Raw genomic sequence first — 11,857 nt, 5'->3', positions numbered from 1 at the left:
TTCAACACGCGGGTTCCGGGGGCCGGGCGCAGGTGCTCAGCCGAGGCTGGTGTTGTACAGACCCGTCAGGGTGATCTCGGTGAGGCCTTCCGGGGAGTCGCACTTCGCCGGGTCGATCCGGCCGATGGTGTTGTTCTCGATGATGTGGCCCTTGAGCTCGCCTTCGGTGACCCGGCCCACCGACCGCTCGATGATGACGTCCCCGGCGATCTGGAACGTGCTCACGAACTCCATCACGCTGGTGCGCTCGGACTGGTCGTGAGTGGTCCAGCGCACGCGGTCCTTCACCCACACGATCGCGGACTCGCAGTCGCCCTTGCCCTTGACCTCGACCTCGTGGGCCTTCGTGCCGGTGATCGGCAGGGTGGAGACGCACCGCCCGCTGTGGCCGCCCTCGACGTAGCTGAAGGTGATCTCCTGCTCGGTCCGCTTGAGGCCCGGCGTGATCTTCAGCGTCGCGGTTCCGCTGCACGATTCGCCGTGCACGGGTTCGTCGACGTTCGCCGCGAACAGCGCGGTCGGCTCGCTCGACACCACCAGCGTTCCGGCTGCCAGCAGGCCGGCGGAGAGGCTCGCCAACACCCACTTGCCCCGACGGCCGATCGGCGGCGCGGCTTTCTCGTCCGGCCGGGGCGCGTTGCTGGGGGTCTGGGCCTTCATGGGAGGGGCTCCTTCCGGGGTGAATGCGGGAGATCCGCCCCATTTCTAAGCCACCCAAGGCGGTTTCTCGACCGATCATGCCCGATCGAGAAGGCAGCTCACTCGTCTTCGTTGTCCTGCCCGGAAGGGCGATTACGGTTCGCAACGATGATGCCGAGATCGCTTCATATATTGTTGCGGCGCAATGGTTTTCAGTCTTTCGATGAGGTGATCCGTTCTGGTGCGCCCAGCGGAGGGCCGTGTGGTAGTCCTGGGTGGTCCGTGATCGCAGCACAGCGCTTGGAGATGCGGTGCGCGCCATCCAGATTTCCCGGTACGGCGGGCCGGAAGTGCTCGTACAGGAAGAAGTGCCGGATCCGGCATCCGGCAACGGTGCGGTGGCCATCCGGGTCAGCGCCGCCGGCGTCAACTACATGGACACCATGTGCACGGCGAATTCCTACCTCAAGCCGGTCGAGCTGCCCTACGTCCCGGGCGGTGAGGTGGTCGGCCGCACCGCCGACGGGCGGCGCGTCCTCGCCATGATGGACGGCGGCGGGTACGCCGAGCTGGTCGTCACGTCCTCCCCGTTCGTCGCCGAGGTACCGGACGGCGTCGACGACCACCAGGCCGTCGCGCTCGGCGTCCAGGGCCTGTCGGCCTGGCACCTGCTGCGCACCTGCGCGCGGATCGCCCCCGGCGAGTCGGTGGTGGTGAACGCGGCCGCGGGCGGAGTGGGATCGCTGCTGGTCCAGCTGGCGAAGCTGTTCGGGGCGGGCCGCGTGGTGGCCGCGGCGTCGAGCCCCGACAAGCGGGCTTTCGCGATGGCGGTCGGCGCCGACGTCGCCGTGGACGGCGCGGCCGCGGGATATCGCGACCGGGTCGTCGAGGCCAACGCCGGGCGGCCGGTGGACATCATCTTCGACGCCACCGGCGGGGCGGTCTTCGACGCGGCGCTGGACGCGCTCGCTCCGCTCGGGCGGATCGTCACCTACGGCGTGGCATCCCACGTGCTGCCCGCCCCGATCGCGACGGCGCAGGTCATCGAGCGCACCGTTGCGGTCGGCGGGTTCTGGCTGCCGCAGGTGATCTCGTTGCCCGGGAGGTACCGGGAGCCGCTGGCGGAGCTGTTCGCCCTCACCGCCGCCGGCCGGCTGCGCCCGGCGATCGGCGGCGTGTACCCGCTCGGCGAGGCGCGGCGGGCGCACGAGGACATGCTCGGCCGGCGGACGCGCGGCAAGCTCGTGCTGGAACCGTGACGGCGCTGCCCACGATCGTGCGGGTGCCGCCCCCATCGGTGGTCGTGGACCGATTTCCCGGTGGCACGAACGAGTTCCGGCGCCTCGCGGTAGTCGCGATTCCGGGCGCGGGCCACCGCAGACGATCTTGTCGCTGGATTTCCTGTTGCGGTGAAGAGGTTTTTCCTTTCGCCTCCGCTCGCGGACCTGCCCGCATTCGCGCGGCGAGGTGGTGCCCGATGCCCGAGGATGGGGCGGGCGCCGATCACCTCGCGAAGTCCGGTGCGGTTCCGGTCGAAACCGCGCGTTCTGCTCGTGCCTCGCCGGAATCCCCCGGCGGCAGGACTGATCGGGTCGACGATTCGCCGAAGCCGGGAGGTTGAAGTTGACTGCCACCGCCGCACCGCGGCTGATCGCCGGACGAGCCCCGGATCCCCGCCTGCCGGTCGCGCGGCTGGCATTGCTGCTCGACCGCGATTCCGCCACCCCGCTGCACCCGCCGGACGACAGCGGGGTGGCCGCGGTGGCGGGGCAGATCGACGGGGCGCCGGTGATCGCGTACTGCACGGATGCCACCAAGATGGGCGGCGCGCTGGGTGCGGACGGGGCGCGGCGCATCGTCGATGCCATCGACCGCGCCGTCCGGGACCGGTGCCCGGTGATCGGGCTGTGGCATTCCGGCGGCGCGAAGCTCGCCGAGGGCGTGGAGTCGATGGACGGCGTCGGCCGGATGTTCGCCGCGATGATCCGCGCTTCCGGTCGGGTCCCGCAGATCTCGGTCGTGCTCGGGCCCGCGGCCGGAGCCGCTGCGTACGGGCCGGCGCTGACCGATGTGGTGATCATGGCCGCCGACGGGCGGCTGTTCGTCACCGGGCCGGACGTAGTGCGCAGCGTCACCGGCGACCAGGTCGACATGGCCGGGCTCGGCGGTCCCGCGGCGCACGGGCCGAAGTCGGGCGTCGCGCACGTGCTGGCGGACTCGGAGGCGGACGCCTGCACCAGGGCTCGCCGGATCACCGGCCTGCTGGCCCGGCAGGGCGCTTTCGACCTGCGTGCGGTGGCGGAGCGCAAGGATCTGCGGGCGTTGCTGCCGGATGCCGCCAACCGCGCCTACGATGTGCACCCGCTGGTGCGCGAGATCCTCGATGCCGCCGGCGGTTTCGACGAGTTGCAGCAGAAGTGGGCGCCCAACGTGGTCACCGGCCTGGGCCGGCTCGGCGGGCGCACCGTGGGCGTCGTCGCGAACAACCCGTTGCGCAAGGGTGGCTGCCTGGATTCGCCGTCGGCGGAGAAGGCGGCGAGGTTCGTGCGGATGTGCGACTCGTTCGGCGTGCAGCTGCTGGTCATCGTCGACGTGCCCGGCTACCTGCCCGGCGTGGACCAGGAATGGGCCGGCGTGGTGCGCCGCGGCGCCAAGTTGCTCTACGCCTTCGCCGAATCGGTGGTGCCGCGGGTGACTCTGGTGACCCGGAAGGCATATGGCGGCGCCTACATCGCGATGAACTCCCGAGCACTGGGCGCGAGCGCGGTGTTCGCCTGGCCGGAGGCCGAAGTCGCGGTGATGGGCACCGAGGCGGCCGTCGGGATCCTGCACCGCAAGAGACTGTCCGCAGTGGACGATGAAGACCTGCGGACGGCGCTGCGGGCCGGGCTCGTCGACGAGCACGAGCGCCTTGCCGGCGGCGTCGGCCGTGCGCTCGACATCGGCGTGGTGGACGAGGTGATCGATCCCGCGGACACCCGGCGCCGGGTCGCCGCCGCGCTCGCCGAGGCCGCCGCCGGCCGCGGCCACCACGGCAACATTCCGCTGTGACCGGAGGAAGAACGGTGACTGTTCCAGCACGCGGCGGCCAGTTGTGGATCCGCCGCTTCCACCCGGCGCCCGACGCCGGGGTCCGCCTGGTCGCGCTGCCGCACGCGGGCGGCTCGGCCAGCTTCTACTTCCCGCTGTCCCGCGCGCTCGCGCCGCGGATCGAGGTGCTGTCGGTGCAGTACCCCGGGCGCCAGGACCGGTTGGCGGAACGCTGCATCGACGACATCGGTGAGCTCGCCGACCGGCTCGCCGCCGAGCTGCGCCCGTGGGCGGATCGCCCGCTGGCGCTCTTCGGCCACAGCATGGGCGCGGCGGTCGGCTTCGAGGTCGCGCGCCGCATGGAGGTCGCGCCGATCCTGCTGATCGCGTCCGGCCGCCGCGCACCGTCGACGCACCGGGACGAGTGGGTGCACCTGCACGATGACGACGGGCTCGTCGCGGACCTGCGGACGCTGAGCGGAACCGCTGCCGGCGTGCTCGGCGACGAGGAGCTGCTGCGCATGATCCTGCCCGCGGTTCGCAGCGACTACCGCGCGATCGAGAGGTACCAGGGCGAGCCCGGGGCGAAGGTGGCCTGCCCGATCACGGTGCTGCTCGGCGACGACGACCCGAAGGTCACCCTGGCGGAAGCCGAAGCGTGGCGGGAGCACTCCGACGCCGGAGTGGACCTGCGGGTCTTCCCCGGCGGGCACTTCTACCTGGTCGAGCACCAGGCGGAGGTGGTCGCGGTGCTCGGCGAGCGGCTGAGGGTGCCCGATTCCGTGTGAACCCTTGCTCGCCGGCCCGGACGGATCACGCCCACAGGTGTGAAAATTCCGCTCAATTATTGAGAAACCGTGTCCAAGTAGACAGACTTCGTTGCGGGACAACATCTTTGAGTTCGTCCGCATCGGTGATCTGCTCGGTTCGGCAGGAGGAGACCGACGTGTCTGGTGATGGGGAAGTCATCCTGGAAGGCGGCCCGGTCGGGATTCCGACCCAGGTGACGGCCGCGGAGGTGGATCTGGCCGAGCGGATCAAGGTCCGGCGGTTGAACGGGTACGACCACTTCGAGCGGACCGAGGACTACCGGGAGGTCGGCGACTCGAACCTCCCGGTGTTCCGCTGGGCGTACCGGACGCAGGTCGCGGAATGACGGGAGCGGACGGGCTCGACGGCCTCTTCGAGGTGCGCATCGGGGATCGAGACCTCGGCGTGTTCACCAGTTGCGCGGGCCTGGAAGCCGGAACCGGCGTCGTCGTCCTCAGCCGCCCGCCGGCCGGCCGGGCTCCGGTGGTGTCGGACTGGCTGCGCAGCCGCCCGGAGAAGTCGATCGGCGAGATCACGATGCTCGGCCCGGAACGCGCGCCGCTGGCCTACTGGTCGCTGGCGGGAGTCGTGCCCGTGCAGTGGACCGGTCGCGGGCCCGGCGCGTCGTTCGAGACGCTCGAACTGTCCTGCGCGGATCTGACCCGGATCATCTGGTGACCTGCGCCTGAGGGCCGGGGGGAGCCCGGCACCGGATTCCACTGTGGAGTCCGGTGCCGGGCTTGTTGTTCCGGCAGTCCGGTGTGACCGACGTCGTCCCTGGCCGCGCCGGGGGTGCTGGACTCGACCCAGTCGGATTAGTTAGGTTAGGCGTACTTAACCACTCTGATTGGGGCTTGATGCGGTTCTCTGGGCGTCGGGGTCGCGGAGCGCTCGCGGCGATGCTGTTGGTGCTGGTGGCGGCGCTCGCCGGGTGCGGCGGGCCGGAGCCCGGGAAGGGGCCGGTGGCGGGGGACGGGCAGTTCCCGGTGACCGTTCCGACCGCGTTCGGTGACGTCACGATTCCGGAGCGTCCGCAGCGGGTCGTCGCCCTGGGCTGGGGTGACGCGGAGGTCGCCCTGACGCTCGGCGTGCAGCCGGTCGGCGCGGCGGACTGGCTTCCGATCGGCGGGGACGGCGTTCCCCCGTGGCTGCCCGCGGACAAGAGGTACGCGACGCCGCCCACGATGCTCGGCACCATGGAAGTCGACATGGAGGCCGTGGCCGCGCTGGAACCGGATCTGATCCTGGACACCCGCGCCAGCGGCGAGCGGGACCGCCACGACCTGCTGGCCGGGCTGGGCGTGCCGGTGGTGAGCATCCCGGTCGGCGGGCAGGCGTACCGGACGAACTGGGACCAGCAGCTCGACATGATCGGCAAGGCCCTCGGCAGGACCGCGGAGGCGCAACAGGTCCACGCGGACGTCGAGGCGAAGTTCCGCGAGGCCGCGGCCGCGCACCCGGAGTTCGCGGGCAAGTCCGTGGTCGTCGGCTCCAAGATGGTCGGCTCCTACGGCGCCTACGTCAACGGCGGTTCCCGCGTCGAGCTCATGGAGCGCCTCGGCTTCGTCCAGTCGCCGCAGGTGCAGGCCCAGGCCGGGGGGAGCTTCTCGGTCTCCATCTCGCCGGAGCGGATGGACCTGCTCAACGCGGACCTCGTGCTGATGTCGCCGATCGGCGTGAGCGCGGACGACATCTCCGGCGATCCGCTGTTCCGGTCGGTGCCCGCGGTCCAGGCGGGGCACGCGGTCGTGCTCTCCGACGCGGAGATCTCGCACGCCTTCTCTAGCGGCACTCCGCTCGGCCTGGCCCACGCGGTGGACGAGGTCGTCCCGCTGGTCGCGCAGGCGCTGGCGCGCTGAGCGCCGTGGGTTCGGTGCGGCTCGGGACGCGTCCCGGTCTCGTCCTCGGGGTGATCGCGGCGGTTCTGGTGCTGGCGGCCTTCGCGAGCGTCATGGTGGGCGCCAAGGGTCTCGCGCCCGACGTGGTGCTGGACGCGCTGCTGCACCCGCGCCCGGGCGATCCCGACCACCTGATCATCTGGCAGGTGCGCATCCCGCGGACGATCGTGGGGCTGCTCGCGGGCGCGGCTCTCGGGCTGGCCGGCGCGATCATCCAGGGCGTGACCCGGAACCCGTTGGCGGACCCGGGAATCATGGGCGTCAACGCCGGTGCATCGCTGTGCATCGTGCTGGCGATCAGCGTGCTCGGCGTGCAGTCGGTGGCCGGGTACGTGTGGTTCGGCTTCCTCGGTGCGATCCTCGCATCGGTCCTGGTCTACGGGGTGAGCATGATGGGCGGGGAGGGCGGCACGCCGCTTCGGATCGCGCTGTCCGGGGCGGCGTGCACCGCCGCGTTCGGCTCGCTGACCACCGGCGTCCTCGTCACCGACAACGTGACCTTCGAGCAGTTCCGGTTCTGGCAGGTGGGTTCGCTGTGGGGCCGGGCCTCGGACTCCGCTTGGCAGGCGTTGCCGTTCCTCGTGGCCGGTTTCCTGCTCGCCTTCGCGTGCACCCGAGTCCTCAATGGACTTTCGCTGGGCGACGACGTGGCCCGATCGCTGGGGCACAACGTGGTGGTCGGCCGCGCGACCTGCGCGGCGGCGGTCGTGGTGCTGTGCGGCTCCGCGACCGCGATAGCCGGCCCGATCGCGTTCGTCGGCCTGATCGTTCCGCACGCCGCGCGGCTGCTGACCGGCCCCGACCACCGCTGGCTGCTGCCGTTCTCGATGCTGCTTGCCCCGCTGCTGCTGGTGGTGGCCGACATCGTCGGGCGCGTGGCCGCGCCGCCGGGCGAGGTGCAGGTCGGCGTCGTCACGGCGATCATCGGGGCGCCGGTGTTCATCCACCTCGTCCGGCGCCGCAAGCTGGTGGCCGTATGACGACGCTGGTCGCGGTGCGCCGCCGCAACGGCCTCCGCTACGCGGTCGTCCTCGCGGGACTCGCCGCCGCCGTGGTCGCCGTCCTGGTCTTCGCCCTGTGCTTCGGCCGGTATCCGATCGGCGTGCCCGACGTGGTCGCGACGTTGCTCGGCCAGGGCACGCCGAGAACCGACTACGTGGTGCTGCGGCTGCGGATGCCGCGCGCCCTGACGGGCCTGCTGGTCGGGGCGGCACTCGGGCTGGCCGGTTCGATCTTCCAGCACATCCTGCGGAATCCGCTGGCCAGTCCGGACGTGATCGGCGTGACGGCCGGTTCGAGCCTGGCCGCCCTGCTGTGCATCACCGTGTTCGGGGCGTCCGGTTTCGTGCTGCCGACGGCGGCGCTGGCCGGCGGGCTGGCCACGGCCGGGCTGATCTACCTGCTGGCGTGGCGGCGCGGCATCACCGGTCACCGGCTGGCGCTGGTCGGCATCGGCGTCGCGGCGGTCCTGTCGAGCATCGTCTCGTACCTGATCACGCGCAGCGACACCGAAATCGCGACGATCGCCCTGTTCTGGCTGACCGGCAGCCTCAACGGCGTCGGCTGGGCCGAGGCCGCCACCGCGGCGGCGTTCCTGGCCGTGCTGGTGCCGATCGCGCTGGTGCTCGGTCGCGTGCTGGCGGCCCTGCAGCTCGGCGACGAGGTCGCCCGGGGGCTCGGGCTGCGGGTCGAGTGGTGCCGCCTCGGGCTGCTGGCGGTGGCCGTGGCGCTGGCCGGTGTCGCGACCGCGGTGGCCGGTCCGGTGGCCTTCGTGGCGTTCGTGTCCGGGCCGATCTCGGTGCGTCTGCTGCGGACCGGCCGTCCGAGCCTGCTCCCGGCGGCGATCACCGGCGCGCTCGTGACCCTCGTCGCGGATCTCGCGGCGCAGCACCTCTTCTCCGGCGCCGTGCTGCAGCTCCCGGTGGGCGTGGTCACCGGGGCCGTCGGCGCCCCCTACCTGCTCTACCTGCTGGCCGTCGCGAATCGAAGGGCACGCGCATGACGACGTGGCATCCGGGCCAAGCCGAGCTGGTGACATCGGAGGCGGCGCTCCGCGAAGTGGTGGAGCCGCCGGCACCGGCGATCGCGGCCAAGGGCATCGCCGGGATCGACGAGCTCAGCAGGGATTTCATCGCGGCCTCAAGGCTTTTCTTCCTCGCCACCACCGCCGTGGACGGCAGCGTCGACCTGTCACCCCGCGGCGACGCGGCGGGCAGCGTGCTGCTGTTCGACGACGACCGGACGCTGGCCTTCGCCGACCGCAACGGGAACCGGCGCCTCGACAGCTTCCGCAACATCCTCCAGCACCCCCGCGTGGGCATGCTGTTCGTGGTGCCGGGCGTCGACCACGTCCTGCGGGTCAACGGGCGCGCGACGATCGTGCGCTCCGCCCCGTTCTTCGCCGAGTTCGCCGCTCGCGGCGTCGAACCGGCGCTGGCGGTGGTCGTCGAGGTGGACGAGCTGTTCGTGCACTGCGGCCGGGCGTTCCTGCGTTCCGGGGCCTGGGATCCGGAGAGCTGGCCCGAGCCGGCTTCGCTGCCGACTTCGGGCCAGCTGTTCAAGAGTCAGCTCGACAATGCCTCCTGATCAGCGAGTCAGCCGTCGACCCGGGGCGCCAGCCGGTCCCGCAGGCGCAGTCCGCTGATCGCGCCGGAGTCGTCCCGGCAGACGTCGATGGTCGTGCCGCGTTCGCTCACCGGCTCGGTGATCACCAGCCGGTCCCGCTCGCACCAGGCGACCTGCTCGATCGACGGCGGCTCCAGGTAGTAGCTGCCCGGCCGGGGTGTCGGGCGGTGGATGCGCACCGCGGCCCGCCCGTCGGGGCGCGGGCTGAGTTCGAGACGGTAGAAGGACGCGTCGAAACTGCCCGCCAGCCCCGCGGCGTCGGCCGGTGCGTCGCCGGGTTCGGCGGGCGGCGCCTCGGCAGTGATGCCGGCCAGTTCCCGCAGCAGCGCGGCGCGCACCTCCTGGTTCACCTGCTCGCCCGACGTGCCGTTGGTCAGCAGCACGAAGCCGATTCCCCGTTCGGGGACCAGGCACAGCTGGGTGCAGTACCCGATGGTCAGCCCGCCGTGGTAGGCCAGCCGCACGCCGTCGACGTCGTCCAGCCGCCAGATCAGCCCGATCCGCTCGGTCGCGCCACTGCGCTCGCGTTGCGGGACGAACGGCTCCGCCGGGGTCTTCCCGGCGAGGTGGTAGCGGGCGTAATCGAGCATGTCGCTCACGGACGACACCAGCCCGCCGCCGGGCACGTCCCAGCCGGGCAGCTGCCAGCCGCGCTGCCAGCCCGCGGTCCGGGCCACCTCGGGCTCGGCGTCGCTGCGATGCGGGGGGGCCACCCGGTGGGTGATCGCCTCGTCGGCGGTGGTGCAGGTGTGCCGCATCCTGGCCGGTTCCAGCACTTCGGCGCGGACCAGCTCCGCGTACCGCCGGCCGGTGACGACCTCCAGCAGCCGCGCGGCGACGATCAGCCCGGCGTTGCTGTAGGAGTAGTTCGTGCCGGGGGCGAACACCAGCGGCAGCCCGGCGATGTGCGCGACGCCGGTGGCGATCGAGTCGTCCGCGCCGTCGGCGAGCAGCCGGGGCCCGTTGAGGATCAGGTGATCGCCGAACAGGCCGGAGGAGTGGGTGAGCAGGTGCCGGATGGTGATCCGGCGGTCCAGGCCCGCGCCCGGCAGGTGGTCGGCCACCAGGTCGTCCAGGCCCAGCCGCCCGGCATCGGCCTGCGCGGCCAGCATCGTGCCGACGAACGTCTTGGACACCGAGCCGATCTGGAACAGCGTGTGCTCGTCGACCGGCAGCGGATGGTCCACATTGGTCACGCCGAAGCCGTGGCGGTGGCTGCCGTCCGGGGTGAGCACGCCGACGCCGACGCCGGGCACCGCCCAGCGCCGCATCAGCGGCGGGATCATCCCGGTCAGCAGTCCGGCAATGTCGGTCATGCGTTCGCACCGTCCTCTGCGGCCCGTTGGAGTTCCTCGCCGGGGCGCACCGGGAAGAAGCAGGAAGCCGTCCGGCGACCGGACTCGTCGGCGATCAGGGCGGGCGCCTCCCGCGCGCACCGAGCCTGGGACCGGGGGCAGCGCGGGTGGAAGGCGCAGCCGGCCGGCGGGTTCAGCGCCGACGGCACGTCCCCGGCGAGCACCACCCGCTGCCGCCGCGCTTCGGCGTCCGGATCGGGCAGCGGGATGGCCGACAGCAGGGAAGCGGTGTACGGGTGGGCCGCGCTCGCGAAGAACTCCGCCCGGTCGGCGACCTCCACCACCTTGCCCAGGTACATGACCGCCACCCGGTCGCACAGGTGCTTGACCACCGACAGGTCGTGCGTGATGAACACGTAGGTGAGGCCGAGTTCTCGCTGGAGTTCCTTGAGCAGCTTGAGGATCTGCGCCTGGATCGACACGTCCAGCGCGGACACCGGCTCGTCGCAGACCACCACCCTGGGACGCAGCGCGATGGCCCGGGCGATACCCATCCGCTGCCGCTGCCCGCCGGAGAACTCGTGCGGGTACCGGTCGTAGTGGTCCGGGTGCAGCCCGACCATCTCCATCAGTTCGAGCACGCGTCGCCGCACGTCCGGCCGCCGGTGGATGCGCAGCGGCTCGGCGATGATCTCGCCGACGCTGAGACGGGGGTTCACCGAGGACGACGGGTTCTGGAAGATCATCTGGATGTCGCGGCGCAGCCGGGCCAGTTCGGCGCCGCGCCGCGCGAAGATGTCCTCGCCCGCGAACCGGACCTCGCCGCTGGTCGGGGTGGTCAGCCGCAGCAGCAGCCGGGCGAGGGTGCTCTTGCCGCAGCCGGACTCCCCGACCAGGCCCAGCGTCTCGCCCTCCCGCACGCCGAGGTTCACCCCGTCGACGGCCTTGACCAGGCCGCCCGTCCGGCGGAACAGGCCGCCCCGCACCGGGTAGTGCAAGGTGAGATCCCGGGTCTCCACCAGGTAGTCGTTCATCGGCCCGCCTCCGCATCGTCCAGCGCGCCGGCCAGTTTCCGGAAGGCGTCCGCGGTGTGCACGCAGGCGGCCAGCCGGCCCTCCGCCTTGTGGTCGAGCACCGGTTCGGTCCGGGTGCACCGGTCGTCGGCGAACCGGCACCGGGGCGCGAACCGGCAGCCGGGCGGTTCGTCGGCGAGCGACGGGGGATGGCCGCCGATCGGCTCCGGCGGGACCTCGGAGTCCAGCCTGGGCACCGCGCGCAGCAGGGACCAGGTGTAGGGCATCAGCGGGTCCTGGAAGAGCTGCTTCGGCGTGCCGGACTCCACCGCCTTCCCGCCGTACATCACCAGCACGCGGTCGGCGATCTGGGAGACCACTCCGAGGTCGTGCGTGATCATGATGATGGACATGCCGTACGCCGACTTCAGCCGGCCGAGCAGCTCCAGGATCTGCGCCTGGATGGTGACGTCCAGCGTCCGCACCGCCTGGCGCATCGCCTGCCTGCGAGAGACCGGCTCGTGGGTGCGGATCGCCTCGGCGATCT

Annotated in this window: 13 protein-coding genes; 9 read left to right on the top strand and 4 right to left on the bottom strand. The window is 71.8% G+C overall.

The features are described from left to right. Positions 1-36: 36 nt before the first annotated feature. Positions 37-660 (bottom strand): hypothetical protein, encoded by a 624-nt coding sequence (locus AC07EQ_RS01600; RefSeq protein ID WP_478385998.1) that lies wholly within the window; start codon positions 658-660, stop codon positions 37-39. Between the two features lie 290 nt (positions 661-950). Here AC07EQ_RS01600 and AC07EQ_RS01595 point away from each other — a divergent pair, with 290 nt between their 5' ends. From AC07EQ_RS01595 to AC07EQ_RS01555, 9 genes are all read left to right on the top strand, one after another. Then, positions 951-1,898 (top strand): quinone oxidoreductase family protein, encoded by a 948-nt coding sequence (locus AC07EQ_RS01595; protein WP_478385997.1) that lies wholly within the window; start codon positions 951-953, stop codon positions 1,896-1,898. A 364-nt stretch (positions 1,899-2,262) separates the two neighbouring features. Next, the gene (locus AC07EQ_RS01590; protein ID WP_478385996.1) at positions 2,263-3,690 is read left to right on the top strand and encodes an acyl-CoA carboxylase subunit beta; all 1,428 of its coding nucleotides are present in this window, start codon (positions 2,263-2,265) and stop codon (positions 3,688-3,690) included. Between the two features lie 14 nt (positions 3,691-3,704). Continuing rightward, entirely contained in the window at positions 3,705-4,457 is a 753-nt protein-coding gene (locus AC07EQ_RS01585; protein WP_478385995.1) for a thioesterase II family protein, read from the top strand. A 158-nt stretch (positions 4,458-4,615) separates the two neighbouring features. Continuing rightward, positions 4,616-4,825 (top strand): DUF5988 family protein, encoded by a 210-nt coding sequence (locus tag AC07EQ_RS01580; protein WP_478385994.1) that lies wholly within the window; start codon positions 4,616-4,618, stop codon positions 4,823-4,825. Then, positions 4,822-5,157 carry a hypothetical protein gene (locus tag AC07EQ_RS01575; RefSeq protein WP_478385993.1) on the top strand — a complete coding sequence of 112 codons (336 nt, stop codon included), beginning with the start codon at positions 4,822-4,824 and terminating at the stop codon, positions 5,155-5,157. The genes AC07EQ_RS01580 and AC07EQ_RS01575 overlap by 4 nt, the downstream gene beginning before the upstream one ends. Positions 5,158-5,378: 221 nt before the next feature. Then, the gene (locus tag AC07EQ_RS01570; RefSeq protein ID WP_478385992.1) at positions 5,379-6,338 is read left to right on the top strand and encodes an iron-siderophore ABC transporter substrate-binding protein; all 960 of its coding nucleotides are present in this window, start codon (positions 5,379-5,381) and stop codon (positions 6,336-6,338) included. A gap of 50 nt (positions 6,339-6,388) precedes the next feature. Beyond that, positions 6,389-7,357 carry a FecCD family ABC transporter permease gene (locus AC07EQ_RS01565; RefSeq protein ID WP_478385991.1) on the top strand — a complete coding sequence of 323 codons (969 nt, stop codon included), beginning with the start codon at positions 6,389-6,391 and terminating at the stop codon, positions 7,355-7,357. Further along, positions 7,354-8,379 carry a FecCD family ABC transporter permease gene (locus AC07EQ_RS01560; protein WP_478385990.1) on the top strand — a complete coding sequence of 342 codons (1,026 nt, stop codon included), beginning with the start codon at positions 7,354-7,356 and terminating at the stop codon, positions 8,377-8,379. The genes AC07EQ_RS01565 and AC07EQ_RS01560 overlap by 4 nt, the downstream gene beginning before the upstream one ends. Continuing rightward, entirely contained in the window at positions 8,376-8,963 is a 588-nt protein-coding gene (locus AC07EQ_RS01555) for an MSMEG_1061 family FMN-dependent PPOX-type flavoprotein (protein WP_478385989.1), read from the top strand. The genes AC07EQ_RS01560 and AC07EQ_RS01555 overlap by 4 nt, the downstream gene beginning before the upstream one ends. Before the next feature lie 8 nt (positions 8,964-8,971). Here the strand turns inward: AC07EQ_RS01555 and AC07EQ_RS01550 are convergent, their stop codons facing one another. From AC07EQ_RS01550 to AC07EQ_RS01540, 3 genes are read right to left on the bottom strand one after another with little or no spacing between them, the layout of a single operon-like run. Continuing rightward, on the bottom strand, positions 8,972-10,318 hold the full coding sequence (locus AC07EQ_RS01550; protein WP_478385988.1) for a serine hydrolase domain-containing protein: 1,347 nt from the start codon (positions 10,316-10,318) through the stop codon (positions 8,972-8,974). Beyond that, on the bottom strand, positions 10,315-11,331 hold the full coding sequence (locus AC07EQ_RS01545) for an ABC transporter ATP-binding protein (RefSeq protein WP_478385987.1): 1,017 nt from the start codon (positions 11,329-11,331) through the stop codon (positions 10,315-10,317). Before AC07EQ_RS01545 ends, AC07EQ_RS01550 begins: the two co-directional genes overlap by 4 nt. Beyond that, positions 11,328-11,807 (bottom strand): oligopeptide/dipeptide ABC transporter ATP-binding protein, encoded by a 480-nt coding sequence (locus AC07EQ_RS01540; RefSeq protein ID WP_478385986.1) that lies wholly within the window; start codon positions 11,805-11,807, stop codon positions 11,328-11,330. Before AC07EQ_RS01540 ends, AC07EQ_RS01545 begins: the two co-directional genes overlap by 4 nt. Positions 11,808-11,857: the final 50 nt, after the last annotated feature.

It is taken from the genome of Saccharopolyspora sp. NPDC045839, from assembly GCF_056431645.1.
Note: the sequence above shows the minus strand (reverse complement) of the source record. Positions and strands in the feature narration are given on the sequence as shown.

Coding starts and splice junctions, on each gene's coding strand:
- AC07EQ_RS01600 (WP_478385998.1), bottom strand. CDS start 660: ATGAAGGCCCAGACCCCCAGCAACGCGCCCCGGCCGGACGAGAAAGCC.
- AC07EQ_RS01575 (WP_478385993.1), top strand. CDS start 4,822: ATGACGGGAGCGGACGGGCTCGACGGCCTCTTCGAGGTGCGCATCGGG.
- AC07EQ_RS01570 (WP_478385992.1), top strand. CDS start 5,379: ATGCTGTTGGTGCTGGTGGCGGCGCTCGCCGGGTGCGGCGGGCCGGAG.
- AC07EQ_RS01560 (WP_478385990.1), top strand. CDS start 7,354: ATGACGACGCTGGTCGCGGTGCGCCGCCGCAACGGCCTCCGCTACGCG.
- AC07EQ_RS01555 (WP_478385989.1), top strand. CDS start 8,376: ATGACGACGTGGCATCCGGGCCAAGCCGAGCTGGTGACATCGGAGGCG.
- AC07EQ_RS01550 (WP_478385988.1), bottom strand. CDS start 10,318: ATGACCGACATTGCCGGACTGCTGACCGGGATGATCCCGCCGCTGATG.
- AC07EQ_RS01545 (WP_478385987.1), bottom strand. CDS start 11,331: ATGAACGACTACCTGGTGGAGACCCGGGATCTCACCTTGCACTACCCG.
- AC07EQ_RS01540 (WP_478385986.1), bottom strand. CDS start 11,807: ATGCGCCAGGCGGTGCGGACGCTGGACGTCACCATCCAGGCGCAGATC.